Origin of the sequence: Rhodococcus sp. LB1 (assembly GCF_001583455.1) — a bacterium.
Lineage (GTDB): Bacteria > Actinomycetota > Actinomycetes > Mycobacteriales > Mycobacteriaceae > Rhodococcus_F > Rhodococcus_F opacus.
In genome coordinates this window covers 86,647-111,902 of record NZ_LTCZ01000430.1, presented here as the reverse complement: position 1 = coordinate 111,902, position 25,256 = coordinate 86,647, and the positions used below count along the sequence as shown (strand labels likewise).

Genomic DNA, 25,256 nt, shown 5'->3' with positions numbered 1-25,256 from the left:
ATATTCTTAGGCACGTGCCGGTACGACCTACGATTCCTCCCCACTCCCCGCTGCGTCCCGGGGTGCAGTTCGACGCTGCGGTGCTCCGATGAGCACGCAGCGCGAGGATTGGACGGCCGCCGACCAACCGGCGGCCCCGGACCCGTCGGTGGGGCCTGCGAGTGAGACGGCCGTACCGCTTCTGAACATCGCGAACATCCTGACGATTCTCCGGATCCTCCTGGTCCCGGTCTTCCTGGTCGTGCTGTTCGTCGGAGACGGACACTCGACGACGTGGCGCCTGATCGCGACCGGTGTGTTCGCCGTCGCAGCCATCACCGACCGGATCGACGGGCAACTCGCCCGCAAGTACGGCCTCGTCACCGATTTCGGCAAACTCGCCGATCCCATCGCGGACAAGGCGCTGATCGGAGCGGCCCTCGTGGGGCTGTCGATTCTCGGAGACCTGCCCTGGTGGGTCACGGCGGTGATCGCGGTCCGGGAACTGGGCATCACGCTGCTCCGATTCGCGGTCCTGCGACACGCCGTCATTCCCGCGGGCCGGGGCGGCAAGCTCAAGACTCTCGTCCAGACGATCGCGATCGGCTACTACCTGCTGCCGCTGCCCGACGGGTTCGAGGTCGCCGGTTGGGTTCTGATGGGCGCCGCCGTGCTGCTGACGGTGGTGACCGGGCTGGACTACGTCGTGCAGGCGGTCCGCCTGCGAGCCGGCGTGCACAAGGTCGAGGCGAACGCGAGCACCGGGGCGTGACCGACCCGCTGGTCGACGGCACGCGGGCCGGTGACCTGGTCGCCGTGCTCACCGCCCGCGGCGAGACGGTGGCCACCGCGGAATCGCTCACCGCGGGACTGCTCACCGCGACGATCGCCGGAGTGCCCGGCGCCAGCAACGTGCTCCGCGGCGGGCTCGTCGTCTACGCCACCGACCTGAAGGCGACCCTCGCCGGGGTCGATCCCACCCGGCTGGCCGCGGACGGGCCGGTGGCGGCATCCACGGCACGCGCACTCGCGGACGGGGCCCGCACCCGCTGCGGCGCCGACTGGGGCGTCGGACTGACCGGTGTCGCCGGCCCCGACATGCAGGACGGACATCCGGTCGGCACCGTGTTCCTGAGTATTTCCGCGGCATCCGGAACGGCCGTCCGCGAGCTCGGATTGACCGGTGACCGGTGGCAGATCCGTAAATCTGCGGTTTCCGCCGCCGTGTCGGGACTCCTCGATCGTGTGCAGGAAACATCCGCAGGCTAAGGTCGGGAACCAATCGGTCCTGTTCGCGCGTTGAGATAGGCGAGACAGGTGACGGATGAAGGAGGAGCGAGATGGCGCTGCTATTGCGTGAGGCAATCGGTGACAGTCTTCGGCGTACGCGCGTTTCGCAGAGCCGGACCCTGCGTGAGGTCTCCAACAGTGCTCGTGTGAGCCTCGGGTACTTGTCCGAGGTCGAACGAGGGCGCAAGGAAGCCTCGAGTGAGCTCCTGGCGGCGATCTGCGACGCCTTGGAGGTCCCGCTCTCCGATGTGCTCGTCGACGTCAGCGAATCGCTGTCCGACAATTCTTCGGCCAAGCGTGCGGACACCGAGCGGCGCGCCGTCGAATCCGCGCCCGCCGAGGCTCCCGCCGCGAGCGCACGACCGGGTTCGACGACCATCGCCCGCGACACCCGGGTGGTCATCCCTGCACCCGCGCAGGCGCTGGCTGCCGCGTAGCAACACCCGTGCCGAACCGATAGATTTCAGTTAACCGCCGGTCTCGTTGTCGGCGGGTCAGACAGGCAGTCGGGGCGCAGCCCTTGTTCCGGTGCGTGACGGTCGCGTATCGGGTCGCGCATCGCGCGGCGCAACAGATGGAGGCAGGATCAAACCCATGGCTAATCCTTTCGTCAAGGGATGGAAGTACCTGATGGCGCTCTTCAATTCCAAGATCGATGAGAAGGCTGACCCCAAGGTTCAGATTCAGCAGGCGATCGAGGATGCGCAGCGCCAGCACCAGGCCCTGTCGCAGCAGGCCGCGTCTGTCATCGGCAACCAGCGCCAACTCGAGATGAAGCTCAGCCGGCAGCTCGACGAGGTGGAGAAGCTCAACGCCAACGCCCGTCAGGCTGTCAACCTGGCCGACCAGGCCCAGGCCGCGGGCGACACCGAGAAGGCCATCCAGTACACCAACGCCGCCGAGGCGTTCGCCGCGCAGCTCGTCACCGCCGAGCAGGGCGTCGAGGACCTCAAGGCACTGCACGACCAGTCGCTGCAGGCGGCCGCACAGGCGAAGAAGGCCGTGGAGCAGAACGCGATGGCTCTGCAGGCCAAGGTCGCGGAGCGCACCAAACTGCTCAGCCAGCTCGAGCAGGCCAAGATGCAGGAACGGGTCAGCGAGTCGCTGCGCTCCATGGACAGCACCCTCTCGGCTCCCGGCAACACGCCCAGTCTCGACGCCGTGCGCGACAAGATCGAGCGCCGCTACGCCGACGCCCTCGGTTCCGCCGAGCTGGCACAGAACTCGGTGTCGGGTCGCATGATGGAGGTGCAGCAGGCGAGCATCCAGATGGCCGGACACAGCAGGCTCGAGCAGATCCGGGCCTCGATGAAGGGCGACGCCCTGCCGTCCGGCGGTGCCGCCAACGCGCCGGCGACCCCGGCAGCGAACCCGAACCTCGACAAGCAGCCGCCGGCAGCGGGCCAGGCCGGCACTGCGTAGTAGCAGAACAGAATTCGCATGAGTTTTACCCGACGTGGCCGACCTGGACGCGCAGTCCGGTCGGCCACTGTCGTGTCCGGGCTCGCCGGGATCCAGGGCGCGCTGCGTGAGGCCGGCGAGTCCGTCGCGGACGCGGCGCAGAAGTGGCGCGACCCCCGGGAACGTCTGCTGCGGAAGAAGAGGCGGGCCCGGCGTCGCGCGAAGCGCTACGGCATCGTGTCCGGGTCCTCGGCCACCGGTGCCGCCGGTCTCGCTCTGATGGCCGCGCCGGAGTGGTCGATGCTGATGGCCGGCGGCGGCGCCGTCGTGTTCGCGGTTCCCGCCGTGCTGGCCGTCAGCCGATACCGCAAGCTCGACGCCGTGACGTTGCCACCGGGCCTGCCTGCCCGCCGGGTCCTTCCGGCGCTGTCCTCGGCGGCCCGCGAGCCGATGGAACGACTCGTGCACAGTGAGCGCGCACTGCACGGCATCCTCGGCGTGCTGTCCCGGTCCGGGACAATCAGCGGCGAGGACATCGAGGACACCCACTCCACGGCCCGCTCCGCGGCAGCCGCCCTGCAGGCGATCGCCCTCGACATCACGTCCATGGAGGACGCCGCCCAGGGCAGCCGGGCCGCGGCCGCACCGCTCCACCGGGCGATCACCTCCGCCGCCGCGCAACTCGACGACGGCGTCGACCAGTTCGAAGAACTGGTGGCTGCTGCCGCCGAGGTCGCCGTTCCCGGGACCACGAGTGCCGTCGGCGAACTGGCGTACGAACGTGCCGAACTGGTGTCGGCGACGGAAAAACTGGCCGGCCTCGCGGCGGCTCTCGGCGAGATCGACGACATCGTTCGCCGCTACCGCTGATGTCGTCGATCGACCGGTCCGGTGACTTCCGGGAAGTCGTGTGGGGGAGAACCCTGATCTTTCCCTGATCTTTACGCTGACCTGGTGATTTACCCGCTCCGCCGTGCCACGCTGGTGTGCGTACCCGATAAGTGGGGTCGACCAGATGTCGGGCGCAGAAATCGATCGGGGAGACGTGAGTGGAGGAAATCATGTTCTGGAAGATTGTTCTGGCGGTCGCGGCGATCTGGATCGCATTGGCGGTCGTCGGTGCCCTCGTCAAGGGTCTGTTCTGGATTCTCGTGGTCAGCGCCGTGGTGTTCGGCGTGTACCTGTTGATCAAGGCGATGTCCGGATCCGGCGAGAAATCGGACATCACGCGGAGCTGACAGGCATGCTCTACCCATGGAACCGGTACCCGAGGACTGGCATCGTGGGCTCGTCGTCGTCGCGCACCCCGACGACATCGAATACGGCGCAGCGGCGGCCGTAGCGCGCTGGACCGAGCAGGGCAAGGACATCCGCTACGTGCTCGCCACCAGCGGGGAGGCGGGGATCGCGGGACTGCACCCCACGGAGTCGGGCCCGCTGCGGGAGGCGGAGGAGCGGCGTTCCGCAGCCGTGGTGGGAGTGACCGACGTCGAGTTCCTCGGGTACCCCGACGGCACTCTCGTGGAGAGTCTCGCGCTCCGCCGCGACCTCGCGACGGCGATCCGGCGTCATCGCCCGGATCTCGTGGTGACAGCGAACTTCGCGGACACGTGGGGGCCCGGCCAGTTGAACAGCGCGGACCACCGCGCACTCGGCCGTTCCGTTCTCGACGCCACCGCGGATGCTGCGAACGAATGGATCTTTCCTGAGCTGGGGGAGTCGGGGCTGCCGCCGTGGCGCGGTGTCCGCTGGGTCGCCGTCAACACGATGACTCCCACCCACGCGGTGGATGTCACCCACACGGTGGATCGGGCGGTGCTCTCGCTGGCCGAGCACGCCCGCTACCTCGAAGCGCTCAGCGACGTCCCGGTGGGGCAGCAGGCGAGGGCCCAGGTCGAGATGGTGACCGGGCCGCAACCGGGATTCGACGCCGAACGCGCGGTGGGATTCGAGCTCTACTTCTTCGGCTGAGGCCGTGAGCGAGAACGATCGTGGCGGCGCTCCGATCTGTCGCATGAGAATCCGACCCGGACGGAATGCCAGAATTATCCGAATAGTTGTGGTTGCCCTCGGCTTTTCTCCGACGTGCACCCTCTCCTGTCACCTCGCCCTCCGATCGCGACTGCGCTGCTCGCATCCCCGAGGTCGGGGTGGGGGTGGGGGCATCGTGTGGACCTGGTGATGTGTTTCGAGTGCCAGTTCGATGCCGGCGGGGGATTCATGCGTTACGGTGTTACACATAATGTCTATTCGTAATTCTACGTCGCGTGACGACACCGCAGCGAGCGTCGAGGACTCCATTCTCGACGCCGCACGCTCGTGCATCCTCGATTTCGGACTGCGCCGCACCACGCTGGCGGAGGTCGCCCGGCGCGCCGGCGTCAGCAGGCCGACCGTCTACCGGCGCTGGTCCGACACCAGGGCCGTCGTCGCCGATCTCATGACCCGCGAGATCGCTGCCGTGATGCCCGAATTCTCCGCCGAGGAATCGGTCCACCGCCAGCTGGTCGACGCCGTGGTCCACGTGTCCACCGAGGTGCGCAACCATCCGCTGTTCGTGAAGATCCTGCGTTCGGATCAGGAACTGTTCACCACCTACATCCTCGAGCGGCTGGGTACGAGCCAGCGGGCGATCATCGACCAAGTCGCGTTCGCGGTGTCGACGGGTCAGGACCAGGGCTCGATCCGCGCGGGGGACAGCCGTCAGATCGCCACCATGGTGCTGCTCATCGCTCAGTCCGCGGTCCAGTCTGCCGTGATGGTGGCCGAGGAACTTCCCGGCGACGCCCTGACGGAGCAACTCCGGCACGCGGTCGGCGCCTACCTGGCACCGGACGCCGCCGACAACCACCCGACAGAACGAGGAGACCGGTGAACCACCCGAACACGCCGCCCGTGAGCCGCTCGTCGGCTCTGAATGCCGCGCGAAGGGCGCGCGAACTCGACCAGCTGTCGGATGGTGCACTCGTCGACGTCCTGGTGATCGGCGGCGGAGTGACCGGCGTCGGTGTCGCGCTCGACGCGGCGTCACGCGGCCTCGACGTCGTGCTCGTGGAGAAGCGGGATCTCGCGTTCGGGACCAGCCGGTGGAGTTCGAAACTCGCCCACGGAGGGCTGCGGTACCTGGCATCGGGCAATGTCGGCATCGCCCGCGAGAGCGCGGTCGAACGCGGAATCCTCATGACCCGCACCGCCCCCCATCTCGTCCGGGCACTCCCGCAGCTCGTGCCCGTCCTCGATTCGACGACGCTGTTCGGCAAGTCCCTCGTCCGCACGGGCTTCCTGGCCGGTGACCTGCTGCGTGCAAGTGCCCGCACACCGGCGTCGGTCCTGCCGCGATCACGGACGGTCCGGGCCGACCGGGTGGTCCAACTCGCCCCCGCGGTGCGGCGGGAAGGCCTGCGCGGCGGCCTGATGGCATACGACGGCCAGCTCATCGACGACGCCAGACTCGTGGTGTCCCTCGCACGCACCGCCGCGCTCCACGGTGCGAAGGTGCTCACCCGGACGGGCGCGTACGACGTGACCGGGACGTCCGCGACCCTGCGCGACGAGCTGACCGGCTCGGAACTGCCGATCAGGGCGCGCGCCGTGGTCAACGCGGCGGGCGTGTGGTCGGGTGAGATCGATCCCGGGATCACGTTGCGGCCCAGTCGCGGCACACATCTGGTGCTCCCGGCCGAGCGGCTCGGGAACCCGACCGCGGCGCTCACGGTTCCGATCCCCGGTGAGACCAATCGCTTCGTCTTCGCGCTGCCCGCACAGCTCGGCCGCGTGTATCTCGGCTTGACCGACGAGGCGGCGCCGGGACCCGTTCCGGACGTCCCGGTGGCGTCGGAGCAGGAGATCGATTTCCTTCTCGACACGGTCAACACCGCGCTCGAGGTTCCGTTGCAGCGCTCGGACGTCCTCGGGACCTTCGCCGGGCTGCGCCCTCTGCTCGACACCGGGGACGGATCCACCGCGGACCTCTCGCGCAATCACGCCATCCTGCGCTCGGACACGGATCTCGTCAGTGTGGTCGGCGGCAAGCTCACCACCTACCGCAAGATGGCGGAGGACGCCGTCGACGCCGCGGTCGAGGTGGCAGGACTCGACGCGGGCCCGTGCCGGACTCGGGCCCTGCCGCTCGTCGGTGCCGCGACACCCGAAGCGCTGCGGAAGGTCTCGGCCCCACCGGCGCTGCTCGCCCGCTACGGAACGGAGGCGACGCTGATCGCCGCCGCCGACCCCGAACTGCTGGCGCCGATCGCCGAGGGCGTGGACGTGAGCCGCGCCGAGCTCGAGTTCGCGGTGACCCACGAGGGGGCACTCGACGTCGACGACCTGCTCGACCGGCGCACCCGGATCGGACTCGTCCCCGCCGACCGTGCCCGGTCCCTCGGCGCCGCCGAAGCCGTGTTCGAGAAACGGTGACGCCGGCCGTGTGACACTCTGTGGTTCGTGCGAGTCGCCGTGGTCGCCGGGCCTGATCCCGGACATGCCTTCCCTGCCCTTGCGTTGTGCCTCGCCTTCATCGAGGCCGGAGACGATCCGGTCCTGTTCACAGGCACACGGTGGGTCGAGCCCGCACGGGCGGCCGGTGTGCCGGCCGAGTTGCTGAAAGGCCTCGCGCCCCGCCCGACGGACGACGACCTCGATGCGGGCGCGCGCATTCACGCCCGCGCCGCGCACATTTCCACCGAGTTGCTCCCCGACCTGCGCGCGATGGGACCCGACCTCGTCGTCTCGGACATCCTCACCGCCGGCGGGGGTATGGCCGCGGAGCGGCTGGGGATCCCGTGGATCGAGCTGTCCCCGCACCCGCTGTACGCCGCGTCCAAGGGGTTGCCGCCCATCGGAAGCGGTTTGGCCCCGGGCGTGGGAATTCGGGGCAGGCTCCGCGACACGCTCATGCGTACCGCGACGGCGCGGTCGATCCGGCAGGGTGAGCGGCAACGCTCCGACGCCCGGGTCGGCGTCGGACTGCCTGCGAAGGACCCAGGGCCGGTACGGCGGCTGATCGCGACGCTCCCCGCGCTCGAGGTGCCGCGACCGGACTGGCCCGCCGAGGCGCACGTGGTCGGGCCCCTGCTGTGGGAACCGACGAACGAGGTGCTCGAACCGCCGGACGGCGCCGATCCTCTGGTCATGGTGGCTCCGTCGACTGCATTCACCGGCGCCGAGGGCATGCTCGAGACGACGCTCGCGGGGCTCGACGGGGCAGGCGTTCGTGTGATCGCGTCGATACTCGACGGTTCGCCGGCCATGGTTCCGCCCTGGGCGCGAGCAGGTCTCGGCCGTCAGGACACGATGCTGCGCGAGGCCTCGGCCGTCGTCTGCGGCGGCGGACACGGAATGCTGGCCAAGGCCCTGCTCGCAGGGGTTCCGGCGGTGGTGGTTCCCGGCGGCGGCGATCAGTGGGAGCTCGCGAACCGGGCCGCGCGGCAGGGGAGCGCCGTGGTGGTGCGTCCCCCCGGCGCGGACGCCCTCCGCGCGGCGGTCGAACAGGTGCTCTCCAACGGTGCCCACGCGGACGCCGCGCAGCGGGCCGCGCGGAGCATCGCGGATGTCGCCGATCCGGTGGAGGTGTGCCGCGACGCGCTGCGGTGAGAGCCCGGCACGAGGTTCGGCTAGCGTGGATGTGTGCGACTGACCGAATTTCACCAACTCGTCCGCGAAGAGTTCGGGCAGATGCGCGGCGACGCACTGCTCGTCGACCACGTGCTGCTCAGTCTCGGGGGCAAGACCGCCGCCGAAGCCATCGAGGACGGCCGCGAACCCCGCGAGGTGTGGCGTGAACTCTGCGTCGAGTTCGACGTCCCGCCGCAGCGCCGGTAGAAATCCGGCGTGTCGAACGGACCGACCGCACATATCGAACACACGTTCCCCTATGCTGGGGATGTTCGGTGGTCACGGTTCTTGTCGGTACCTGGATCTAACCTGACCGCAGATCACTGATGAGACTCGAGGAATGGGGACGACGATGGCACCACAGGCACACGATCGAGACAAGGCGCTCGACCTCGCGCTGGCGCAGATCGACAAGAACTTCGGCAAGGGCTCGGTGATGCGCCTGGGCGAAGGTGTCCGTCAGCCCATCGCCGTCATCCCGACCGGCTCCATCGCGCTGGACGTCGCCCTCGGCATCGGCGGGCTGCCCCGCGGCCGTGTCGTCGAGATCTACGGCCCGGAGTCCTCGGGTAAGACCACCGTGGCCCTGCACGCGGTCGCCAACGCCCAGGCGGCGGGCGGCATCGCCGCGTTCATCGACGCCGAGCACGCGCTCGACCCCGACTACGCCCAGAAGCTCGGCGTCGACACCGACGCGCTGCTGGTGTCACAGCCCGACACCGGTGAGCAGGCGCTGGAGATCGCAGACATGCTGATCCGCTCCGGCGCCCTCGACATCCTCGTGGTCGACTCCGTGGCCGCTCTGGTCCCGCGCGCCGAGATCGAGGGTGAGATGGGCGACAGCCACGTGGGTCTGCAGGCGCGTCTGATGAGCCAGGCGCTCCGTAAGATGACCGGTGCGCTCAGCAATTCCGGCACCACCGCGATCTTCATCAACCAGCTGCGCGAGAAGATCGGCGTCATGTTCGGTTCCCCCGAAACCACCACCGGTGGTAAGGCATTGAAGTTCTACTCGTCGGTGCGCCTCGACGTGCGGCGGATCGAGACCCTGAAGGACGGCACCGACGCGGTGGGTAACCGTACCCGCGTCAAGGTGGTCAAGAACAAGGTCGCACCGCCATTCAAGCAGGCCGAGTTCGACATTCTCTACGGCCTGGGAATCAGCAAGGAAGGCTCGCTGATCGACATGGGTGTCGAGCACGGGTTCATCCGCAAGTCGGGCTCCTGGTACACCTACGAAGGCGACCAGCTGGGACAGGGTAAGGAGAACGCCCGCAAGTTCCTGTTGGAGAACACCGACATCCGGGACGAGATCGAGAAGAAGATCAAGGAAAAGCTCGGAATCGGCGCGGACGTCACTGCTGCCACGGATGACGCCGCCCCGGTCGAATTCTAAGGCGCCGCCGTGCGTCCGACGGGCGAAGGTGGAACGGAGACGCAGGCCAAGGATTTGTGCCTGCGTCTCTTGACGGACCGTGCCCGGAGTCGAGCGGAGTTGGCCGAGCGTCTGGCGAAAAAGGGCTACTCGCCCGAGATCGCTGAGCGTGTGCTGGATCGTCTCACCGAGGTCGGACTCGTCAACGACGCCGACTTCGCCCAGCAATGGGTGCATTCGCGGCACACGTACTCCGGCAAGGGGAAACGTGCGCTCGCACTGGAACTGCGCCGCAAGGGCATCGGTCAGGAAGACGCCACCGAGGCGCTCGCTCAGATCGACAGCGAAGACGAACGAGCGCGAGCCACCGAACTGGTCGCGAAGAAACTGCGGACGGTGTCCGCGGACGATCGGGACCGTGCGGTCCGCCGCCTGGTGTCGATGCTCGCGCGCCGCGGATTCCCCCAGGGCATGGCGTTCGAGGTGGTCAAGGAACAACTCGATCGCGCGGGTGCGGAAACCGATGGCCTGTTCGACGAGACCTGACCACGACGAGACGACAACAACACTGGCGAGGCGACGACACTGCGGTCGGACGGAACAGGGTTCCCGTCCGACCGCAGTGCTATTTCGGAGCGACTGTCACATCACAACCGCTTGTCGGTGATGTCCATACCCGGAACCGACACCGCCGGAAGCTCGGGAACGGCCCCCTTGGGGCCTCCGCCCTTGCGGCTGGCCCGGAGTCGCTTCTCCACCTTGGTCGCCACCACGGTGAGCGTGTAGTTGAGGACGATCATGATGATCGCCACCACGATCAGGGCGGGCAGGTAGTTGCCGTAGAACGCACCGAGCTGCTGACCGGACCGCACCACTTCGACGTAGCCGATGAGGTAACCGAGCGCGGAGTCCTTCAAGGCCACCACCATCTGCGAGATGATCGCGGGGAGCATCGCCGTGACGGCCTGCGGAAGCAGGATGGTGCGCATGACCTGGCCCTTGCGCATACCGAGCGCCATGGCGGCCTCGCTTTGCCCCTTGGGGAGCGAATTGATGCCTGCCCTGACGATTTCGGCGATCACCGAGCCGTTGTACAGCGTGAGGCCCACGATGACTGCGGCGAGCGCAAGGTATTTCGATTTGAAGACCTCGTACTCGGCGAACAGCTGGTACGAGAAGATCATCAGGATCAGCACCGGGATGGCGCGGAACAATTCGACGATCCCGCCGGCGACCCATCGCACCGGCCGGTGGTTCGACAAGCGTCCGATGCCGAGGATCGCGCCGAGGATCAACGCGAACAGGATCGATACTGCGGCCGCCACGAGGGTGCCGCGGATACCCGGGATCAGATATGTCGTCCACGACGTCGATTCGAGGAACGGATCCCATTTCGCCGCCGTCAGCTGACCTTTGTCGTCGAGCGCGGCGTAGACGAGGTAGCCGATTCCCAGTAGCGCGACAGCGACCGCGACCGAGATCAGGCGATAGATGTTCTTCGCCTTCGGGCCCGGTGCGTCGTAGAGGACGGTGGCGGAATTGCTCATCGTGCAACCTCGAATCGCTTGCTCAGGTATCCGAAGAGAAGCCCCATCGGCAGGGTCAGGATCACGAAGCCGAGCGCGAAGATGCCACCGACGACGAAGATGGCGGCCTCGTTCTCGATCATTTCCTTCATCAGGAGCGACGCCTCCGCCACACCGATCACCGAGGCGATTGTCGTGTTCTTGGTCAAGGCGATCAGCACACTGCCGAGTGGGGCGGTGACCGCGCGGAATGCCTGCGGCAGCACGATCAACCGCAGATTCTGGGAGAACGTGAGGCCGAGCGACCGGCCCGCCTCCGCCTGTCCGACGTGCACCGTGTTGATACCGGACCGCAGCGACTCGCAGACGAAGGCCGCGGTGTAGACGCTGAGGCCGAGCACTGCGAGCCGGAAGTTGTTCTCCTCGAAGAACGTCGGCGACTCCTCGGGGGCGAGCTTGACGCCCATCGTCTGGAAGAGCCCGAAGGAACAGAAGATGATGATGAGCGTCAGGGGAGTGTTACGGAAGATCGTCACGTACGCCGTGCCGACGCCACGCGCGACCGGGATCGGTGACACCCGCATCGCCGCGAGGATGGTGCCGAGTATCAGAGCACCGACAGCCGAGAACGCGGTGAGTTGCACCGTCGTCCAAAATGCGTCGATCAGCTGATCGCTGTATTTGCTCAGTAGGTCCACTTACCGTCTCCCCAGGTCACCGGTGGTTGGTGTCGAACCGGGCCGGACGACTCCACGAATGGGAAGTCGTCCGACCCGGATGAGTGAGTTGCTCAGTACCGATCGACGGTCGGCGGGGCGGGGATCGGGTAACCCGACGCGCCGACGGTCTCGTTGAACGCGCGCTCCCACGAGCCGTCCGCGATCATCGCGTCGATGGCGTCGTTGATCTTGGCGCGGGTCTCGTCGTCGCCCTTGGCCAGGCCGATGCCGTAGCGCTCTTCGGTGAACGGCGCGCCGACCACCTTCAGCTCGCCTGGGTACTGCGCCGCGTAGCCGGCGAGGATGATGTCGTCGGTGGTGACGGCGTCCACCGCACCGTTACGCAGTGCCTCGACGCACGCCGAGTACGTGTCGAATTCCTGCAGCTGCACGTCCTGCGCGTACGTGTCCTTGACCTTCTGCGCCGGGGTGGACCCGGTGACGGAGCACAGCTTCTTTCCGCCGTTGAGCGAATCTGGGCCGGTGATGTCGGTGTTGTCGGACTTCACCAGGAGCGATTGTCCGGCGATGAAGTACGGCCCGGCGAAGTCGACCTTCTCCTTGCGGGCGTCGGTGATCGAGTAGGTGGCGACGATGTAGTCGACCTCACCGTTCTGGATCAACGTCTCGCGCTGAGCCGACGGGGACTCCTTGAACTCGATGTTCTCGGGCGCGACACCCAGCTTGCCGGCCACGTATTCGGCCACCTCGACGTCGAAGCCGCTGAAGGAACCGTCGGGGTTGCGCAATCCGAGGCCGGGCTGGTCGTACTTGATTCCGACCGTGAGCTTGCCCTCCGACGCGCTCTGGGATGCGCTCTTCTCTTCACCTCCACCACAGGCAGATGCGACGACGGCGAGCGCCATGACGCCGATTCCCACGCGAATCGAGCGATTGATCCTCATCGAGTTCCTCCAATTGAAATGACGGGTGTTGCGTGTGGAGCACGGTCGACCGAGAGAGCACCGCAGCGGCGCTCCTTCGGATCAGTGGCTGAGAATCTTGCCGAGAAAGTCCTTCGCGCGCTCGGATTTGGGAGCGGTGAAGAACGTGGTGGGCTCGGCGTCCTCGACGATCTGGCCGTCCGCCATGAAGAGAACACGGTGGCCGACCTTGCGGGCGAAGCCCATCTCGTGGGTCACCACGAGCATGGTCATGCCTTCCTTGGCGAGCGAGGTCATGACGTCCAGGACCTCGTTGACCATTTCCGGGTCGAGAGCGGACGTCGGCTCGTCGAACAGCATGACCTTGGGGTTCATGGCGAGTGCGCGTGCGATTGCGACTCGTTGCTGCTGACCGCCCGACAACTGCGCCGGGTACTTGTCCGCCTGATTGGCGATGCCGACCCGCTCGAGAAGCTCGTAGGCCTTCGCCTTCGCGTCGGCGCTGCTCTTCTTGCGCACCTTGACCGGTGCGAGCATCACGTTCTCGAGGATCGTCTTGTGGGCGAACAGGTTGAACGACTGGAACACCATGCCCACGTCGGCGCGCAGCGCCGCCAGGGCCTTGCCCTCGGCCGGTAGTACCTTGCCGTCCACCGCGATCTCACCGGAGTCGATGGGCTCGAGGCGATTGATGGTGCGGCACAGCGTCGACTTACCCGAGCCGGACGGTCCGAGGACGATCACGACCTGTCCGCGAGGGACTTCGAGGTCGATCTCCTGGAGGACGTGGAGGGCGCCGAAGTGTTTGTTCACCGATTTCATCGAGATCATGGACGGGGCCGCGCCCGTGGAGGGTGTCGGCGTCGCGTCGTCGGCTTGCGTCATAGTCGATGACCCTATGTGTTGGGAGCGGGAGCACCTGCCATTTGCTCCGAGAATCCTCGGGATGTCACGGAAACTTTACTGTCCGGCTTCGGGCGTGTGTCCGGGCGCACACCGGCCGCGACGAGGCGATTTGGCGCGGGCCGTACCCTGGCATACGTGGACACGATCGACCAGACCCCTCACCGCAGCTACGAGGTGCGCACGTACGGCTGCCAGATGAACGTGCACGACTCCGAGCGGCTGTCGGGGCTCCTCGAGGACGCCGGCTACACGAAGGCGGCCGCGGGGCAGGCTCCCGACCTCGTCGTCTTCAACACCTGCGCGGTGCGGGAGAACGCCGACAACAAGTTGTACGGCAACCTGAGCCACCTCGCGCCTGCGAAGGAACAGAACCCCGACATGCAGATCGCGGTCGGCGGGTGCCTGGCGCAGAAGGACCGCGACGTCGTCGTGAAGAAGGCGCCGTGGGTGGACGTCGTGTTCGGCACCCACAACATCGGTTCGCTCCCCGCATTGCTGGACCGGGCCCGCCACAACCAGCGGGCAGAGGTCGAGATCCTCGACGCGCTGGAGGCGTTCCCGTCGACGCTGCCCGCCAAGCGGGAGTCGGCGTACGCGGGCTGGGTGTCCATCTCGGTGGGATGCAACAACACCTGCACGTTCTGCATCGTGCCCGCGCTGCGCGGCAAGGAGGTCGACCGGCGCCCCGGCGACATCCTGGCCGAGGTACAGGCCCTGGTGAACGAGGGCGTCGTCGAGGTCACCCTGCTCGGGCAGAACGTCAACGCCTACGGCGTGTCCTTCGCCGATCCCGATCAGCCCCGCGACCGCGGCGCGTTCGCCGCGCTGCTGCGCGCGTGCGGAGAGATCGACGGGCTGGAGCGGGTGCGCTTCACGTCTCCGCACCCGGCCGAATTCACCGACGACGTCATCGAGGCGATGGCCGAGACCCCCAACGTGTGTCCCCAGCTGCACATGCCGCTGCAGTCCGGATCGGACCGCGTGCTGAAGGCGATGCGCCGCTCCTACCGGAAGTCGCGGTTCCTGGGGATCATCGACAAGGTCCGCACCGCGATGCCGCACGCGGCGATCACCACCGACATCATCGTGGGCTTCCCGGGTGAGACCGAGGAAGACTTCCAGGACACCCTCGACGTGGTCCGGCAGGCACGTTTCACCAGCGCCTACACCTTCCAGTACTCCAAGCGTCCCGGCACGCCGGCAGCGGAGATGGACGAGCAGCTGCCCAAGGCCGTCGTCCAGGAACGGTATGAGCGTCTCATCGCGTTGCAGGAACAGATCACCCTCGAGGAGAACCAGAAGCTCGTCGGCGCCGAAATGGAACTGCTCGTCGCCGCCGGGGAGGGCCGCAAGAACGCGGAGACCGCCCGGATGAGCGGGCGCGCCCGCGACGGCCGGCTCGTCCACTTCCGGCCCGAGGGGAACCTCGACGGGAACGTCCGACCCGGCGACGTCGTCACCGTCGTCGTCAGTGCCGCCGCCCCGCACCACCTCGTCGCCGACACCCCGGTCCTGACCCACCGCCGCACCCGCGCGGGCGACTCCTTCGAGAAGGGTGTGACCCCGAAGACCCCGCCGATCGGCGTGGGACTCGGACTGCCGCAGATCGGTGCGCCCGCACCACTACCCGCCCAGATGGGATGCAACGCATGACGACCCCGTTCGACGACAAGCGGCACGACGGAAACCGGACCGGCGACAACGGTTCGGGTGCCGAGAGCGAGCCGATCGAGAGTTACCTGAAGGATTTCGACGCCGCCGAGAAGAAGGTGGCCGGCGAGATCGATCCCGGCGCGCGTGCGCTCGTCGTCGCGGTCGCGGTGGTCGTGCTCCTCGGTTCGCTGACGTTGCCGCACTCCGGCATCGCCAACGGCTGGGAGGTGCTGGTGTACGGGGACGACGCCCGCGCGGAGACGATCGCGCTGCCGTCGCGGCTGTTCGTGTGGTTCGAGGTGGTGTTCGGGGTCGTCGTGTCGATGCTGGCGCTCGTCACCCGCCGCTGGGCGCTCGCCTGGGTGGCCCTCGCCGGAACCGCGGTGTCCATCGTGTTCGGCATGCTCGCCATCTGGTCGCGGCAGACACCGGCGCCCGGGGTCGAGGCAGCCGGACCGGGGATCGGTCTGATCATCGGCTGGCTCACCGTCATCGTGCTCACGTTCCACTGGTTGAAGGTGGTCTGGAGCCGGACCGCCCTGCAGTTGGCCGCGGAAGAAGAACGCCGCGCCGCTGCCGCCGAAGCGGAGCGACGCGGCGACTGGAACGTCGGCTGATCGTGCCTACGGGCCGCTGACGGCGCCCTCGGCCGCCTCGGCCCATTCGCGCCACTGCTGGGCCTGCGCGAGGGCGCTCTCGGCGTCCTTCGTCTTGCCCGCGGCGGTCGCCTTGGCGGCCTGCTCCTCGAACTGCGTGACCCGTTCCCGGAACTGCGCGGCCCGGGCGAGGGCCTCCGGGTCGGTGCGGCGCCATTCCTCGTCGGCGGCGTCGCGGACACGCTTCTCGATTGCCCGCAGCTTGCCCTCGAGGTCGTGCATCCGCTCGCGGGGCACCTTGCCGATGGCGTCCCACTTCTCCTGCAGGTCGCGGAGCGCGGCCCTCGCCGCGTCGATGTCCTTGGCCGGATCGATGTGGCCTGCGTTCTTCAGCAACTCTTCCTTGGCGACCGCGTTCTCCTCGAACTCGGCGTCGCGTTCGGAGGATGCAGCGTTCCGGGCGGCGAAGAACACGTCCTGAGCGCCCTTGAACCGCTTCCACAGGTTGTCGTCGGCTTCTCGCGGTGCGCGGCCCGCGGCCTTCCACTCGGCGAGGAGATCACGGAAAGCCCCGGCCGTGGGACCCCAGTCGGTGGAGTCGGACAGTGCCTCGGCCCGTTCGACGAGCTCTTCCTTCTTGGTCTTGGCGGCGGCGCGCTCGCGGTCGAGTTCGGCGAAATGGGCGCCGCGACGCCGGTTGAATGCCTCCCGCGCCTTCGAGTACCGCTTCCACAGGGCGTCGTCGACCTTCCGGTCGATACCGCGGATCGTCTTCCACTCGTCCAGGATCTCGCGCAGCCGGTCGCCGGCGGCCTTCCACTGCGTGGATTCGGCACCGATCTGTTCCGCCTCCGCGGCCAGCGCTTCCTTGCGCTCGGTGTGCGCCTGGCGCGACAGTTCCTTCTCGTGCTTGGCGTGGGCCGCGGCCTCGTCGGATCCGGCGATGATGACGTCGAGCCGCGCCGCGAGAGAATCGATGTCACCGATCACCGCGGCGGTCGGGAGGGATTCGGCGAGCGCGAGCGCGGCCGCTTTGGTCTTCTTCGCGTCGCCCGCACCGGAACTGAGCCGGGCCTCGAGGAGTGCCACTTCCGTTGCCAGATCGTCGAAGCGCCGACCGAAGTGCGCCAGACCTTCCGCCGCGTCTCCGGCCTGCCACGACCCGATCTGCCGTTCACCGTCCGCGGTCTTCACCCAGGCGGTGCCGTCGTCGTCCACGCGGCCGAACTTGCTCGGGTCACTGTGGGCGGGGGCGGCGACGGCGGGGGCGGAGAGGGCGTGTGTCGGTGTGGGGTGGGGCTTGGGTGCACCCGGTTTCGCGGCGGCACCGGGCTTCGGGACGCTGGGCTTCGGTGTGTCGTGCTGCTGAGCGGCAGGCTCCACGGCGGGCTTCGCGTCGCTGCTGTCGGTCATCGGTTCCTCATCTCTGCCGCGCGTCACGGCTGCCTGAACGCAATACTGGCTCCATACGACCCGGGGCGGGTGCTGGCTCCATTCAACCCGGTACGGGCCCTGTGGACTATTGAATCAGGTCGGACGGTCCGCGTTGGTACCGATTGACGGCCGCGCCCGAATCGGATGTCGGGTCCGCGCGGACGGTCGACTAGCGTGACTGTGTGTTCACCGCCGCAATCCTCGTACCGTCTCCGCCGCTACTGGTACCCGAACTGACCGGGGCGGCCGCTGCGGAGACGGCGCCGTTGCGGGATGCGGTCCAGACGGCGGCGAAGGCGTTGTCCGCGCTCGCCACCGAGTGGGTGGCGGTCGGAGCGGCACCCGCCGCGGTGGAGGTACGTTCCGACGCCCAGGGCACCTATCGCGGCTACGGCGTCGACGTGCGGGTCGCGCTGCGGCCCGGTCCGGCAGGCGATCCCGACCCGGATCTGCCGCTCGCGGCGCTGACGGCCGGGTGGATCCGGGGGACGTGCGCGCCGGACGCCGTCGTCGATGCGCGGATCCTTTCCGCCGACCTGTCGCCGGACCAGTGCGCCGAGTACGGCGCGGAACTGCGCACCCTTCTCGACCGGGATCCGGAGCCGCGGGGGCTGGTGATCGTCGCGGACGGCGCGAACACTCTCACGGCGAAGGCGCCGGGCGCGTTCGACCCGCGTGCGGAGGGCGTGCAGGCCAGGATCGACGCGGCGCTCGACACCGGCGACCGCGACGCGCTGCTGGCCCTCGAACCCGCGGAGTGCGATTCCCTCGGCATCGGCGGGCGCGTCCCGTGGCAGGTTCTCGCCGGCGTGTTCGACTCGCCGCCTGCTTCCTGCCGGACGCTGTACAGCGCGGCACCCTACGGAGTCGGTTACCACGTGGGGGAGTGGCGTCCGTGACGTCACCCGTGCCGATCGCCGTCGTCGGACCGACCGCAACCGGAAAGTCGGATCTCGCACTGGACCTGGCCGAACGTGTCGGCGGCGAGATCGTCAACATCGACGCGATGCAGCTGTACCGGGGCATGGACATCGGCACCGCCAAACTCGCCCCGGCCGAGCGCCGCGGAATCCCGCACCACCAACTCGACGTGCTCGACGTGACGGAGACGGCCACCGTCGCGAACTATCAGCAGGCGGCGGTCCGCGACGTCGAGGCGATCGCCGCACGCGGCGCAGTGCCGGTCATCGTCGGCGGATCGATGATGTACGTGCAGTCGCTGCTCGACGAGTGGAGCTTCCCCGCCACCGATGCGTCCGTGCGGGCGCGGTGGGAAGCCGTCCTCGCCGAGAAGGGCGTCGCGGCCGTTCACGCCGAACTCGGCCGGGTGGACCCGGACGCCGCCGCGTCGATCCTCCCCACCGACGGCAGGCGCCTGGTCCGGGCTCTAGAAGTCGTGGAGATCACCGGGAAGCCGTTCGCGGCGTCGGCCCCGCGGATCGGCGAACCGCGCTGGGGCACACGCATCGTCGGTGTCGACCGGGACACCGCCGAACTCGACGACCGGATCCGGCTCCGCACCCGGCTGATGTTCGAACGGGGACTGGTCGACGAGGTGCGCGGGCTGATCGACGTCGGACTGCGCGAAGGCGTCACCGCACCCCGGGCCATCGGCTACGCACAGGTCCTCGCCTGGCTCGACGGCGAATACGACCTCGACGAGGCGCAGGAGCGCACGTTCATCGGTACCCGGCGCTACGTGCGCAGGCAACGGTCGTGGTTCCGCCGCGACACCCGTATCCATTGGGTCGACGGAAGCGACCCGGACCTCGCGGACACCACGATCCGCACCCTCGGCGAGACCCGAACACTGGGAGAACGATGAGCCGCGCACCGTCCGGACGCAACCGTCCGGCCCCGTCCCTGCTGGTGACCACCCGCAACGCCCGCTTTCAGCAGTGGCAGTCGTACCTCACCAACCGCGCCAAGCGAACGAAGGCGGGACGCTTCCTGATCCAGGGCGTCCGTCCCCTCAACCTGGCGCTGGAACACGACTGGCCGATCGAATCGCTGCTGCACCGCATCGACGGCCCGCCACTGTCCGACTGGGCGCGGGAACTGCTCGAGACCCGGTCCGTCGAACAGATCGGTGTCAGTGCCGAACTGATGGCCGAACTGGGTGAGAAGACCACCACCGCGCCGGAACTGATCGCCGTCGCGAAGACACGAACCCCGCGACTGAAGGACCTGCGACTGCAGTCCGTCCCCCTGATCGTCGTGTTCGACCGGCCCGCCTCACCCGGAAATCTGGGCACCCTCGTCCGTTCCGCCAACGCGTTCGGCGCCGACGCGGTCGTCGTCGTCGGCCACGGCGCAGATCCGTTCGACCCCCGGAGTGTCCGCGCGTCCACCGGATCCCTCTTCGCGCTGCCCGTCGTCACGGTCTCGTCCGTCGACGAGATCCTCGCCTTCCGCGACGCCCGGCGGGCGTCCGGAACCGACCTGCACATCGTCGGCACCGACGAGACCGGCTCCGTCACCATCGACGCCCACGACTTCGGCGGCGGCACCGTGCTCGTCATCGGCAACGAGACCCGCGGGATGAGCCGCGCGTGGCGCGACGCCTGCGACACGGTGGTCAACATCCCGATCGGGGGCGCCGCGAGTTCCCTCGGCGCCCCCTCCGCCGGTGCCGTCGCCCTCTACGAAATCGCCCGGCAGCGTAGATGAACAGCACCTGCTCGACCGTTGGTTAGAGTGGTGCGCATGGATTTCAGCAAGGGGCACGGCACCGAGAACGACTTCGTGGTCCTCCCGGATCCCGACGTCCGCATCGACCTGTCGGCCCCGCGGGTGTCGGCGCTGTGCGATCGCAGGCGCGGGCTCGGCGCCGACGGAATCCTGCGCGTCGCGAAGGCCGGTGCGCTGGCTGCCGCCGGTGTGCTCGCCGAACTCCCCGACGGCACGTCCGAGGACGACTGGTTTATGGACTACCGCAACGCCGACGGCTCGATCGCGGAGATGTGCGGCAATGGCGTCCGCGTCTTCGCCCACTACCTCCGCGCGGCGGGGCTCGAGACGCGCGACGAGTTCGTGGTCGGCAGCCGGGCCGGTGGCAAGCCGGTGATCGTGCACTCGGCAGACGGCGCCTTCGGCGAGGTCACCGTCGACATGGGTGTGGTGCGGGATCTGGGAACCAGTGCCGCGACCATCGACGGCAAGGTGTTCAACGGGATCGGCATCGACGTCGGCAACCCGCACCTGGCGTGCGTCGATGCGCACCTCACGGCGGCGTCGCTGTCGGCCCTCGACCTGACGGCCGCACCCGGGTTCGATCCCGGCTTCTTCCCGCACGGCGTGAACGTGGAGATCCTCACCCGCATCGATTCCGGTGCCGTGGACATGCGGGTACACGAGCGCGGGGTCGGCGAAACACGGTCGTGCGGCACCGGCACGGTGGCCGCGGCTACCGCTGCGCTGCGCTTCGACGGGGCCGACTCCGGTGAGGTGAATGTCCGTATTCCCGGTGGTCAGGTCACCGTGGCGGTGTCCGACGGCCGGGCGACGTTGCGCGGACCGTCCGTCCTGGTGGCGTCCGGGAACCTCGACGACGGCTGGTGGAACGGCCTCGCCTGATCGCCCTGCGCGAAATGCACGTGCGCACCCTCGACATTCCGTGGGATCATGAGGGTGTATGACGAAAACACATCGCACAGAAGAATCGCCGATCTCCGACTCCACTGAGTTCGCCTACGACGACGGGCGCCCTTCGGTCGGCGAGATGCAACTCGAGGACCGCAGTGCGCTGCGCCGAGTTGCCGGGCTCTCCACCGAGCTCACAGACGTCACCGAGGTCGAATACCGACAGCTGCGCCTCGAACGCGTGGTGCTCGTCGGTGTCTGGACGCAGGGAACCGCGGCGCAGGCCGAATCCAGCATGGCCGAGCTCGCGGCTCTGGCCGAGACCGCCGGGTCCGAGGTCCTCGAGGGCCTCGTCCAGCGGCGGGACAAACCGGACGCGGCCACCTACATCGGTTCCGGCAAGGCCGAGGAACTCCGTGAGGTTGTCCTCTCGACCGGCGCCGACACCGTCATCTGCGACGGTGAACTCACTCCCGCGCAGCTGACCGCGCTGGAGAAGGTCGTCAAGGTCAAGGTCATCGACCGGACGGCCCTCATCCTCGACATCTTCGCTCAGCATGCGACGTCCAGGGAGGGCAAGGCGCAGGTTGCGCTGGCCCAGATGGAATACATGTTGCCGCGACTGCGTGGCTGGGGTGAGTCGATGTCTCGGCAGGCGGGTGGTCGCGCCGGCAGCAACGGCGGCGTGGGTCTGCGTGGTCCCGGTGAGACCAAGATCGAGACGGACCGCCGGCGAATCCGTGAGCGGATGGCGAAGCTGCGGCGTGAGATCAAGGGAATGAAGGCCGCCCGCGACACCAAACGCACCAGGCGTCTGCGGAGCGAGACCCCGTCCATCGCGATCGTCGGATACACCAACGCCGGCAAGTCGAGCCTGCTCAACGCGCTGACCGGGTCCGGGGTGCTGGTGCAGAACGCGCTGTTCGCCACCCTCGATCCCACCACCCGGCGGGCGGCGCTGGACGACGGCCGCGAGTACGTCCTCACCGACACCGTCGGGTTCGTCCGGCACCTGCCGACGCAGCTGATCGAGGCGTTCCGGTCGACGCTCGAGGAAGTCACGGACGCGGATCTGCTGCTCCACGTCGTCGACGGTTCCGATCCGCTGCCCACGGATCAGATCAGGGCCGTCCACGAGGTGATCACCGAGGTGATCCGGGAGAACGACGCCGCAGCGCCGCCGGAACTCATCGTGGTGAACAAGATCGACGCGGCCGACCCGGTCACGCTGACCCAGTTGCGCGGCCTGCTGCCCGGTGCGGCGTTCGTCTCGGCCCGGACCGGGGAAGGCATCGCCGAGTTGCGCGCGCATCTCAGCGATGTCCTGGTCCGCCCGGAGATCGAGGTCAGCGTTCTCCTCCCGTACAACAGGGGAGATCTGATGGCCCGGATCCACTCAGACGGTCAGATCCTCGACTCGTCCCACGAAGAGGATGGCACGCGCGTCCATGCGCGGGTGCCCGAAGCGCTGGCGTCGGCACTGGTTCAGTACAGCGGCAGTGCCTGACCGCTCACGGTGGTCGGCCCGTGTCGCGGTCGCAGTGCTCGCTGCGTGCACACCGCTCGCGGCGGCGGGCGCCGGCTCCGCCGAGCCGTTCTTCCGCGATCAGACCGCCGTCGACGCGTCGGAATTCGGTCCGCTCTGCACTCCCGACGATTCGGTGGTCGGCACTCCGGACGAGGCCTCGCTGGAAGAGCTGTCGGGGCTCGTGTCGGCGGGGGGACTGCTCTACGCGGTCGGTGACAGCGGGTCCGATCGCGCGGTCGCGGTGCTGGACGGGAACTGCGCCGTGCAGCGGTGGCTTCCGCTGCCGGTCGATCCGTACGACGTCGAGGACATGGCATCCGGCCCCGACGGCCGGCTGTGGCTCGCCGATACCGGGGACAACGGACGCCGACGCGACACGGTGGCACTGATCGCGATGGACCGCGACACCGGCGTTGGCGAACTGCATCGGCTGACGTATCCGGACGGCCCGCACGACGCCGAGACCGTTCTCGTCCAGCACGACGGCACCCCGCTGATCGTCACGAAGGAAGTGTTCGGGGCGGGCAACGTGTACCGGCCTGCGGGGGGCGCCGTGGTGGGTGACCTCGCGAGCCCCGGCCCGACCCCGCTCGAGAAGGTGGGGACGCTGGACGTCGCCGAGACGAACGGCGCCGACGACGCCACCACCGGGAGCGGCACCACGGCCCCGGCCCTGCATTCGACGATGTTCACCGGCGGCGCCGTGTCGGCCGACGGAACCGTGGCCGCCGTCCGCAGCTACTCCGACGTGTTCCTGTTCTCGGCGCCGGACGGCGACCTCGCCGCCGCGTTCGCCGCGGGGCCGGTGGTGCGCGCACACGTGCCGCAGCAGCCTCAGGGGGAGTCGATCGCGTTCACCGAGAACGGCGACCTGCTGATCGCCTCCGAGGCGCGGGAGGGTCCGGTTCCGCCGATTCAGGCGGTGCCCGGGGCGGTATCGAGGGTGCAGCAGCAGGCCCGCACGCAGACAGTCGCGGACGAGGTGTCGGCGCATTCGTCGGGAACGTTGTGGGGGATCGGCATCGCCGGCGGCGCGGTCGTGCTCTTGGTCGGCGCCGGCTTCCTGGTCCGCCGCCGTGCCCGATAGGTCTGTTTTGCGAGAAATGTTGCGAGCCTGATTCTTTCGGTGGCCGGCACGGTGTGAATACTGGCGGGGTGCAGGCCCACGAGTTGTTGTCGCGTATCGCCCACCTGTCGCTCGAGCACGGTCGCGCCCAGACCGCATCGACCGTCGCCGTGGTGGCGGGCACCGTCGTGATGCTCGCGGCGTCGCGTTCCGCCCGGCCGCCGATCCTCCGCGCCGCGGCGGTCGCGGTGCCCGTGACCGCGGTGATCGGGGGTGCCGTGTGGGCGACGTACCGGCCGCTTCCCAATCAGATACCGCCGGCGGGATACGCGTGGATCTGGCTCGCCGTCGGCGTCCTCGTACTCGCAGGGGCCCTCCTGCTCCGGCGGCCCGGCATCCGGCGCGCAGTGGTGATCGGGACGGCAGGTGCCATGGTCGCGGCCGCGGCGGTCGGGCAGGTCAATGCGGAGGTCGGCGTCTTCCCGACCGTCGGGTCGCTGGCCGGGCACCGCCCGCCGACGGTCGTCGAGCCGGTGTCGTTCGCTGACGTCCCCGGATTCGAAAGCGCTGTGCAATCCGGGATCCCGATGGACTCGGTGTGGACACGTCCGGTGCGCACACCGGGCTCCGGTGCGGTGACGGAAGTCGAGATCCCCGGCACCGAATCCGGATTCCCGGCCCGGCCGGCCGTGCTGTATCTGCCGCCGGCGTACCTGACGTCGCCCCGCGCCGTGCTCCCCGTCATGGTGATGATCGCGGGACAGCCGGGGCGTCCCCAGGACTGGTTCAGAAGCGGACGACTGGGGTCCACGGTGGACGCGTATGCCGCGCGCCACGACGGCCTCGCGCCGGTCGTCGTGGTGGTCGACGCACTGGGTTCGCAGGACGCGAATCCGCTGTGCCTGGATTCGGCGCTGGGCAACGCTGCCACCTATGTGGCCCGCGACGTGCCCGCGTGGATCGAGAAGTCCTTGCAGGTGTCGCGCGATCCTGCGCAGTGGGCGATCGGCGGATTCTCGTACGGGGGAACCTGTTCGATCCAGCTGGCCGTGAACTATCCGGCGATCTACCCGACGTTTCTCGACTTCCTCGGTCAGGACGAGCCCTCGCTGGGCGATCACGCGGGGACGGTTGCGGCGACGTTCGCCGGCGACGAGCGTGCGTTCGCGGCGGTCAATCCGGTCGACGTGCTGAGGACGCGGCAGTTCCCGGAGCTGACCGGGGTGTTCGTCGCCGGGGCGGCGGACGACGAATACCGCCCGCAGCAGCAGCGGATGTTCGCTGCCGCGCAGGCGGCCGGTCTGAACGTGCGGTACTACGAGCTCCCCGGTGGCCACGAGGGCGCAACCTGGGGTGCGGCGCTCGAGCGGGAGATGGACTGGACCGGCCGTCAGCTGGGTCTCACCAACTGACGGCCGGATAGCGGTCAGGCGTCGAGGTCGGCCGCCACCAGCTGGGCCACCTTCTCGACGGCGTCGGCGTCGTCGCTGGTGACTGTGACGTCGGTGCCTTTGGTGGCGCCGAGCGTCATGATGAGCAGTGCGGAACCGGCGTCCACGGGTTCGCTGTCCGCCACGGCCAGCGTGACGGGCACACCGGCGGCGGCAACCGCTTCGGCGATGACGGCGGCGGGACGGGCGTGCAGGCCGATGGACGAACCGACGGCGACTGTGGTGCTGGGCATGGACTCTCTCCTCTGTCGGT

28 protein-coding genes are annotated in these 25,256 nt (G+C 68.5%); 22 read left to right on the top strand and 6 right to left on the bottom strand.

Annotated features, from left to right (window positions below):
• Positions 1–88: 88 nt before the first annotated feature.
• The 13 genes from pgsA (at position 89) to recX (ending at position 10,204) form a co-directional block, all read left to right on the top strand.
• Complete coding sequence (gene pgsA / locus AZG88_RS45340; protein ID WP_005240738.1) at positions 89–751, top strand: CDP-diacylglycerol--glycerol-3-phosphate 3-phosphatidyltransferase; 663 nt, start codon at positions 89–91, stop codon at positions 749–751.
• Entirely contained in the window at positions 748–1,248 is a 501-nt protein-coding gene (locus AZG88_RS45335; RefSeq protein ID WP_061701330.1) for a CinA family protein, read from the top strand. The genes pgsA and AZG88_RS45335 overlap by 4 nt, the downstream gene beginning before the upstream one ends.
• A 71-nt stretch (positions 1,249–1,319) precedes the next feature.
• The gene (locus AZG88_RS45330; protein ID WP_061701329.1) at positions 1,320–1,706 is read left to right on the top strand and encodes a helix-turn-helix domain-containing protein; all 387 of its coding nucleotides are present in this window, start codon (positions 1,320–1,322) and stop codon (positions 1,704–1,706) included.
• 157 nt (positions 1,707–1,863) lie between these two features.
• Positions 1,864–2,691 carry a PspA/IM30 family protein gene (locus tag AZG88_RS45325; RefSeq protein ID WP_005240741.1) on the top strand — a complete coding sequence of 276 codons (828 nt, stop codon included), beginning with the start codon at positions 1,864–1,866 and terminating at the stop codon, positions 2,689–2,691.
• An 18-nt stretch (positions 2,692–2,709) separates the two neighbouring features.
• Positions 2,710–3,540, top strand: a complete 831-nt coding sequence (pspM, locus tag AZG88_RS45320) for a phage shock envelope stress response protein PspM (protein WP_231914425.1) — start codon at positions 2,710–2,712, stop codon at positions 3,538–3,540.
• Positions 3,541–3,731: 191 nt separating this feature from the next.
• Complete coding sequence (locus tag AZG88_RS53200) at positions 3,732–3,908, top strand: hypothetical protein (protein ID WP_007296377.1); 177 nt, start codon at positions 3,732–3,734, stop codon at positions 3,906–3,908.
• Positions 3,909–3,924: 16 nt separating this feature from the next.
• Positions 3,925–4,641 (top strand): PIG-L deacetylase family protein, encoded by a 717-nt coding sequence (locus tag AZG88_RS45310; protein ID WP_005240744.1) that lies wholly within the window; start codon positions 3,925–3,927, stop codon positions 4,639–4,641.
• A gap of 271 nt (positions 4,642–4,912) precedes the next feature.
• Positions 4,913–5,545: a TetR/AcrR family transcriptional regulator gene (locus tag AZG88_RS45305; RefSeq protein WP_061701327.1), complete on the top strand. Its 633-nt coding sequence runs from the start codon at positions 4,913–4,915 to the stop codon at positions 5,543–5,545.
• Complete coding sequence (locus tag AZG88_RS45300; protein WP_061701326.1) at positions 5,542–7,086, top strand: glycerol-3-phosphate dehydrogenase/oxidase; 1,545 nt, start codon at positions 5,542–5,544, stop codon at positions 7,084–7,086. Before AZG88_RS45305 ends, AZG88_RS45300 begins: the two co-directional genes overlap by 4 nt.
• Before the next feature lie 27 nt (positions 7,087–7,113).
• Positions 7,114–8,262 carry a glycosyltransferase gene (locus AZG88_RS45295; protein WP_082833653.1) on the top strand — a complete coding sequence of 383 codons (1,149 nt, stop codon included), beginning with the start codon at positions 7,114–7,116 and terminating at the stop codon, positions 8,260–8,262.
• Positions 8,263–8,295: 33 nt separating this feature from the next.
• On the top strand, positions 8,296–8,490 hold the full coding sequence (locus AZG88_RS45290) for a DUF3046 domain-containing protein (RefSeq protein WP_005240748.1): 195 nt from the start codon (positions 8,296–8,298) through the stop codon (positions 8,488–8,490).
• A gap of 145 nt (positions 8,491–8,635) precedes the next feature.
• Positions 8,636–9,679, top strand: coding sequence for a recombinase RecA (recA, locus tag AZG88_RS45285; RefSeq protein WP_005240749.1), 1,044 nt, complete (start codon positions 8,636–8,638; stop codon positions 9,677–9,679).
• Between the two features lie 9 nt (positions 9,680–9,688).
• On the top strand, positions 9,689–10,204 hold the full coding sequence (gene recX / locus AZG88_RS45280) for a recombination regulator RecX (RefSeq protein ID WP_005240750.1): 516 nt from the start codon (positions 9,689–9,691) through the stop codon (positions 10,202–10,204).
• Positions 10,205–10,305: 101 nt separating this feature from the next.
• Here the strand turns inward: recX and AZG88_RS45275 are convergent, their stop codons facing one another.
• The 4 genes from AZG88_RS45275 to AZG88_RS45260 all read right to left on the bottom strand — a co-directional run bounded on the left by AZG88_RS45275 (position 10,306) and on the right by AZG88_RS45260 (position 13,618).
• Entirely contained in the window at positions 10,306–11,205 is a 900-nt protein-coding gene (locus AZG88_RS45275; RefSeq protein ID WP_005240751.1) for an amino acid ABC transporter permease, read from the bottom strand.
• Positions 11,202–11,882: an amino acid ABC transporter permease gene (locus AZG88_RS45270; RefSeq protein ID WP_005240752.1), complete on the bottom strand. Its 681-nt coding sequence runs from the start codon at positions 11,880–11,882 to the stop codon at positions 11,202–11,204. The genes AZG88_RS45275 and AZG88_RS45270 overlap by 4 nt, the downstream gene beginning before the upstream one ends.
• A 92-nt stretch (positions 11,883–11,974) precedes the next feature.
• Positions 11,975–12,808 (bottom strand): glutamate ABC transporter substrate-binding protein, encoded by an 834-nt coding sequence (locus tag AZG88_RS45265; protein WP_005240753.1) that lies wholly within the window; start codon positions 12,806–12,808, stop codon positions 11,975–11,977.
• Between the two features lie 81 nt (positions 12,809–12,889).
• Complete coding sequence (locus AZG88_RS45260; protein WP_025432387.1) at positions 12,890–13,618, bottom strand: amino acid ABC transporter ATP-binding protein; 729 nt, start codon at positions 13,616–13,618, stop codon at positions 12,890–12,892.
• A 210-nt stretch (positions 13,619–13,828) separates the two neighbouring features.
• Between AZG88_RS45260 and miaB the strand changes: the two genes are divergently transcribed.
• Together miaB and AZG88_RS45250 are read left to right on the top strand one after the other, a co-directional pair.
• Positions 13,829–15,346: a tRNA (N6-isopentenyl adenosine(37)-C2)-methylthiotransferase MiaB gene (gene miaB / locus AZG88_RS45255; protein ID WP_061042983.1), complete on the top strand. Its 1,518-nt coding sequence runs from the start codon at positions 13,829–13,831 to the stop codon at positions 15,344–15,346.
• A complete protein-coding gene (locus AZG88_RS45250; protein ID WP_025432389.1) occupies positions 15,343–15,963 on the top strand; it encodes an Rv2732c family membrane protein in 621 nt (206 codons plus the stop codon). Before miaB ends, AZG88_RS45250 begins: the two co-directional genes overlap by 4 nt.
• 6 nt (positions 15,964–15,969) lie before the next feature.
• Here the strand turns inward: AZG88_RS45250 and AZG88_RS45245 are convergent, their stop codons facing one another.
• Positions 15,970–17,355: a DUF349 domain-containing protein gene (locus AZG88_RS45245; RefSeq protein ID WP_061701324.1), complete on the bottom strand. Its 1,386-nt coding sequence runs from the start codon at positions 17,353–17,355 to the stop codon at positions 15,970–15,972.
• Positions 17,356–17,558: 203 nt separating this feature from the next.
• Between AZG88_RS45245 and AZG88_RS45240 the strand changes: the two genes are divergently transcribed.
• The 7 genes from AZG88_RS45240 to AZG88_RS45210 all read left to right on the top strand — a co-directional run bounded on the left by AZG88_RS45240 (position 17,559) and on the right by AZG88_RS45210 (position 24,964).
• Positions 17,559–18,275, top strand: coding sequence for a class III extradiol dioxygenase subunit B-like domain-containing protein (locus AZG88_RS45240; RefSeq protein ID WP_005240758.1), 717 nt, complete (start codon positions 17,559–17,561; stop codon positions 18,273–18,275).
• Positions 18,272–19,201 carry a tRNA (adenosine(37)-N6)-dimethylallyltransferase MiaA gene (gene miaA / locus AZG88_RS45235; RefSeq protein ID WP_179443166.1) on the top strand — a complete coding sequence of 310 codons (930 nt, stop codon included), beginning with the start codon at positions 18,272–18,274 and terminating at the stop codon, positions 19,199–19,201. Before AZG88_RS45240 ends, miaA begins: the two co-directional genes overlap by 4 nt.
• The gene (locus AZG88_RS45230) at positions 19,198–20,046 is read left to right on the top strand and encodes a TrmH family RNA methyltransferase (protein WP_061701323.1); all 849 of its coding nucleotides are present in this window, start codon (positions 19,198–19,200) and stop codon (positions 20,044–20,046) included. Before miaA ends, AZG88_RS45230 begins: the two co-directional genes overlap by 4 nt.
• A gap of 36 nt (positions 20,047–20,082) precedes the next feature.
• Positions 20,083–20,952, top strand: a complete 870-nt coding sequence (gene dapF, locus AZG88_RS45225) for a diaminopimelate epimerase (protein WP_005240761.1) — start codon at positions 20,083–20,085, stop codon at positions 20,950–20,952.
• Between the two features lie 58 nt (positions 20,953–21,010).
• Positions 21,011–22,465: a GTPase HflX gene (hflX, locus tag AZG88_RS45220; RefSeq protein ID WP_005240762.1), complete on the top strand. Its 1,455-nt coding sequence runs from the start codon at positions 21,011–21,013 to the stop codon at positions 22,463–22,465.
• Positions 22,458–23,573, top strand: a complete 1,116-nt coding sequence (locus AZG88_RS45215) for a hypothetical protein (RefSeq protein WP_061701322.1) — start codon at positions 22,458–22,460, stop codon at positions 23,571–23,573. Before hflX ends, AZG88_RS45215 begins: the two co-directional genes overlap by 8 nt.
• Positions 23,574–23,641: 68 nt before the next feature.
• Positions 23,642–24,964 (top strand): alpha/beta hydrolase, encoded by a 1,323-nt coding sequence (locus AZG88_RS45210; RefSeq protein ID WP_061701321.1) that lies wholly within the window; start codon positions 23,642–23,644, stop codon positions 24,962–24,964.
• Positions 24,965–24,978: 14 nt separating this feature from the next.
• On the opposite strand, the gene AZG88_RS45205 is transcribed toward AZG88_RS45210, so the two are convergent.
• Positions 24,979–25,236, bottom strand: coding sequence for an HPr family phosphocarrier protein (locus AZG88_RS45205; RefSeq protein WP_005240765.1), 258 nt, complete (start codon positions 25,234–25,236; stop codon positions 24,979–24,981).
• Positions 25,237–25,256 lie beyond the last annotated feature (20 nt).

Bases quoted from the DNA above. Each gene is read 5' to 3' on its own strand.
- pgsA (WP_005240738.1), top strand. From the start codon at position 89: ATGAGCACGCAGCGCGAGGATTGGACGGCCGCCGACCAACCGGCGGCC.
- AZG88_RS45330 (WP_061701329.1), top strand. From the start codon at position 1,320: ATGGCGCTGCTATTGCGTGAGGCAATCGGTGACAGTCTTCGGCGTACG.
- AZG88_RS45325 (WP_005240741.1), top strand. From the start codon at position 1,864: ATGGCTAATCCTTTCGTCAAGGGATGGAAGTACCTGATGGCGCTCTTC.
- pspM (WP_231914425.1), top strand. From the start codon at position 2,710: ATGAGTTTTACCCGACGTGGCCGACCTGGACGCGCAGTCCGGTCGGCC.
- AZG88_RS53200 (WP_007296377.1), top strand. From the start codon at position 3,732: ATGTTCTGGAAGATTGTTCTGGCGGTCGCGGCGATCTGGATCGCATTG.
- AZG88_RS45310 (WP_005240744.1), top strand. From the start codon at position 3,925: ATGGAACCGGTACCCGAGGACTGGCATCGTGGGCTCGTCGTCGTCGCG.
- AZG88_RS45305 (WP_061701327.1), top strand. From the start codon at position 4,913: ATGTCTATTCGTAATTCTACGTCGCGTGACGACACCGCAGCGAGCGTC.
- recA (WP_005240749.1), top strand. From the start codon at position 8,636: ATGGCACCACAGGCACACGATCGAGACAAGGCGCTCGACCTCGCGCTG.
- AZG88_RS45275 (WP_005240751.1), bottom strand. From the start codon at position 11,205: ATGAGCAATTCCGCCACCGTCCTCTACGACGCACCGGGCCCGAAGGCG.
- AZG88_RS45265 (WP_005240753.1), bottom strand. From the start codon at position 12,808: ATGAGGATCAATCGCTCGATTCGCGTGGGAATCGGCGTCATGGCGCTC.
- AZG88_RS45260 (WP_025432387.1), bottom strand. From the start codon at position 13,618: ATGATCTCGATGAAATCGGTGAACAAACACTTCGGCGCCCTCCACGTC.
- AZG88_RS45250 (WP_025432389.1), top strand. From the start codon at position 15,343: ATGACGACCCCGTTCGACGACAAGCGGCACGACGGAAACCGGACCGGC.
- AZG88_RS45245 (WP_061701324.1), bottom strand. From the start codon at position 17,355: ATGACCGACAGCAGCGACGCGAAGCCCGCCGTGGAGCCTGCCGCTCAG.
- AZG88_RS45230 (WP_061701323.1), top strand. From the start codon at position 19,198: ATGAGCCGCGCACCGTCCGGACGCAACCGTCCGGCCCCGTCCCTGCTG.
- dapF (WP_005240761.1), top strand. From the start codon at position 20,083: ATGGATTTCAGCAAGGGGCACGGCACCGAGAACGACTTCGTGGTCCTC.
- hflX (WP_005240762.1), top strand. From the start codon at position 21,011: ATGACGAAAACACATCGCACAGAAGAATCGCCGATCTCCGACTCCACT.
- AZG88_RS45205 (WP_005240765.1), bottom strand. From the start codon at position 25,236: ATGCCCAGCACCACAGTCGCCGTCGGTTCGTCCATCGGCCTGCACGCC.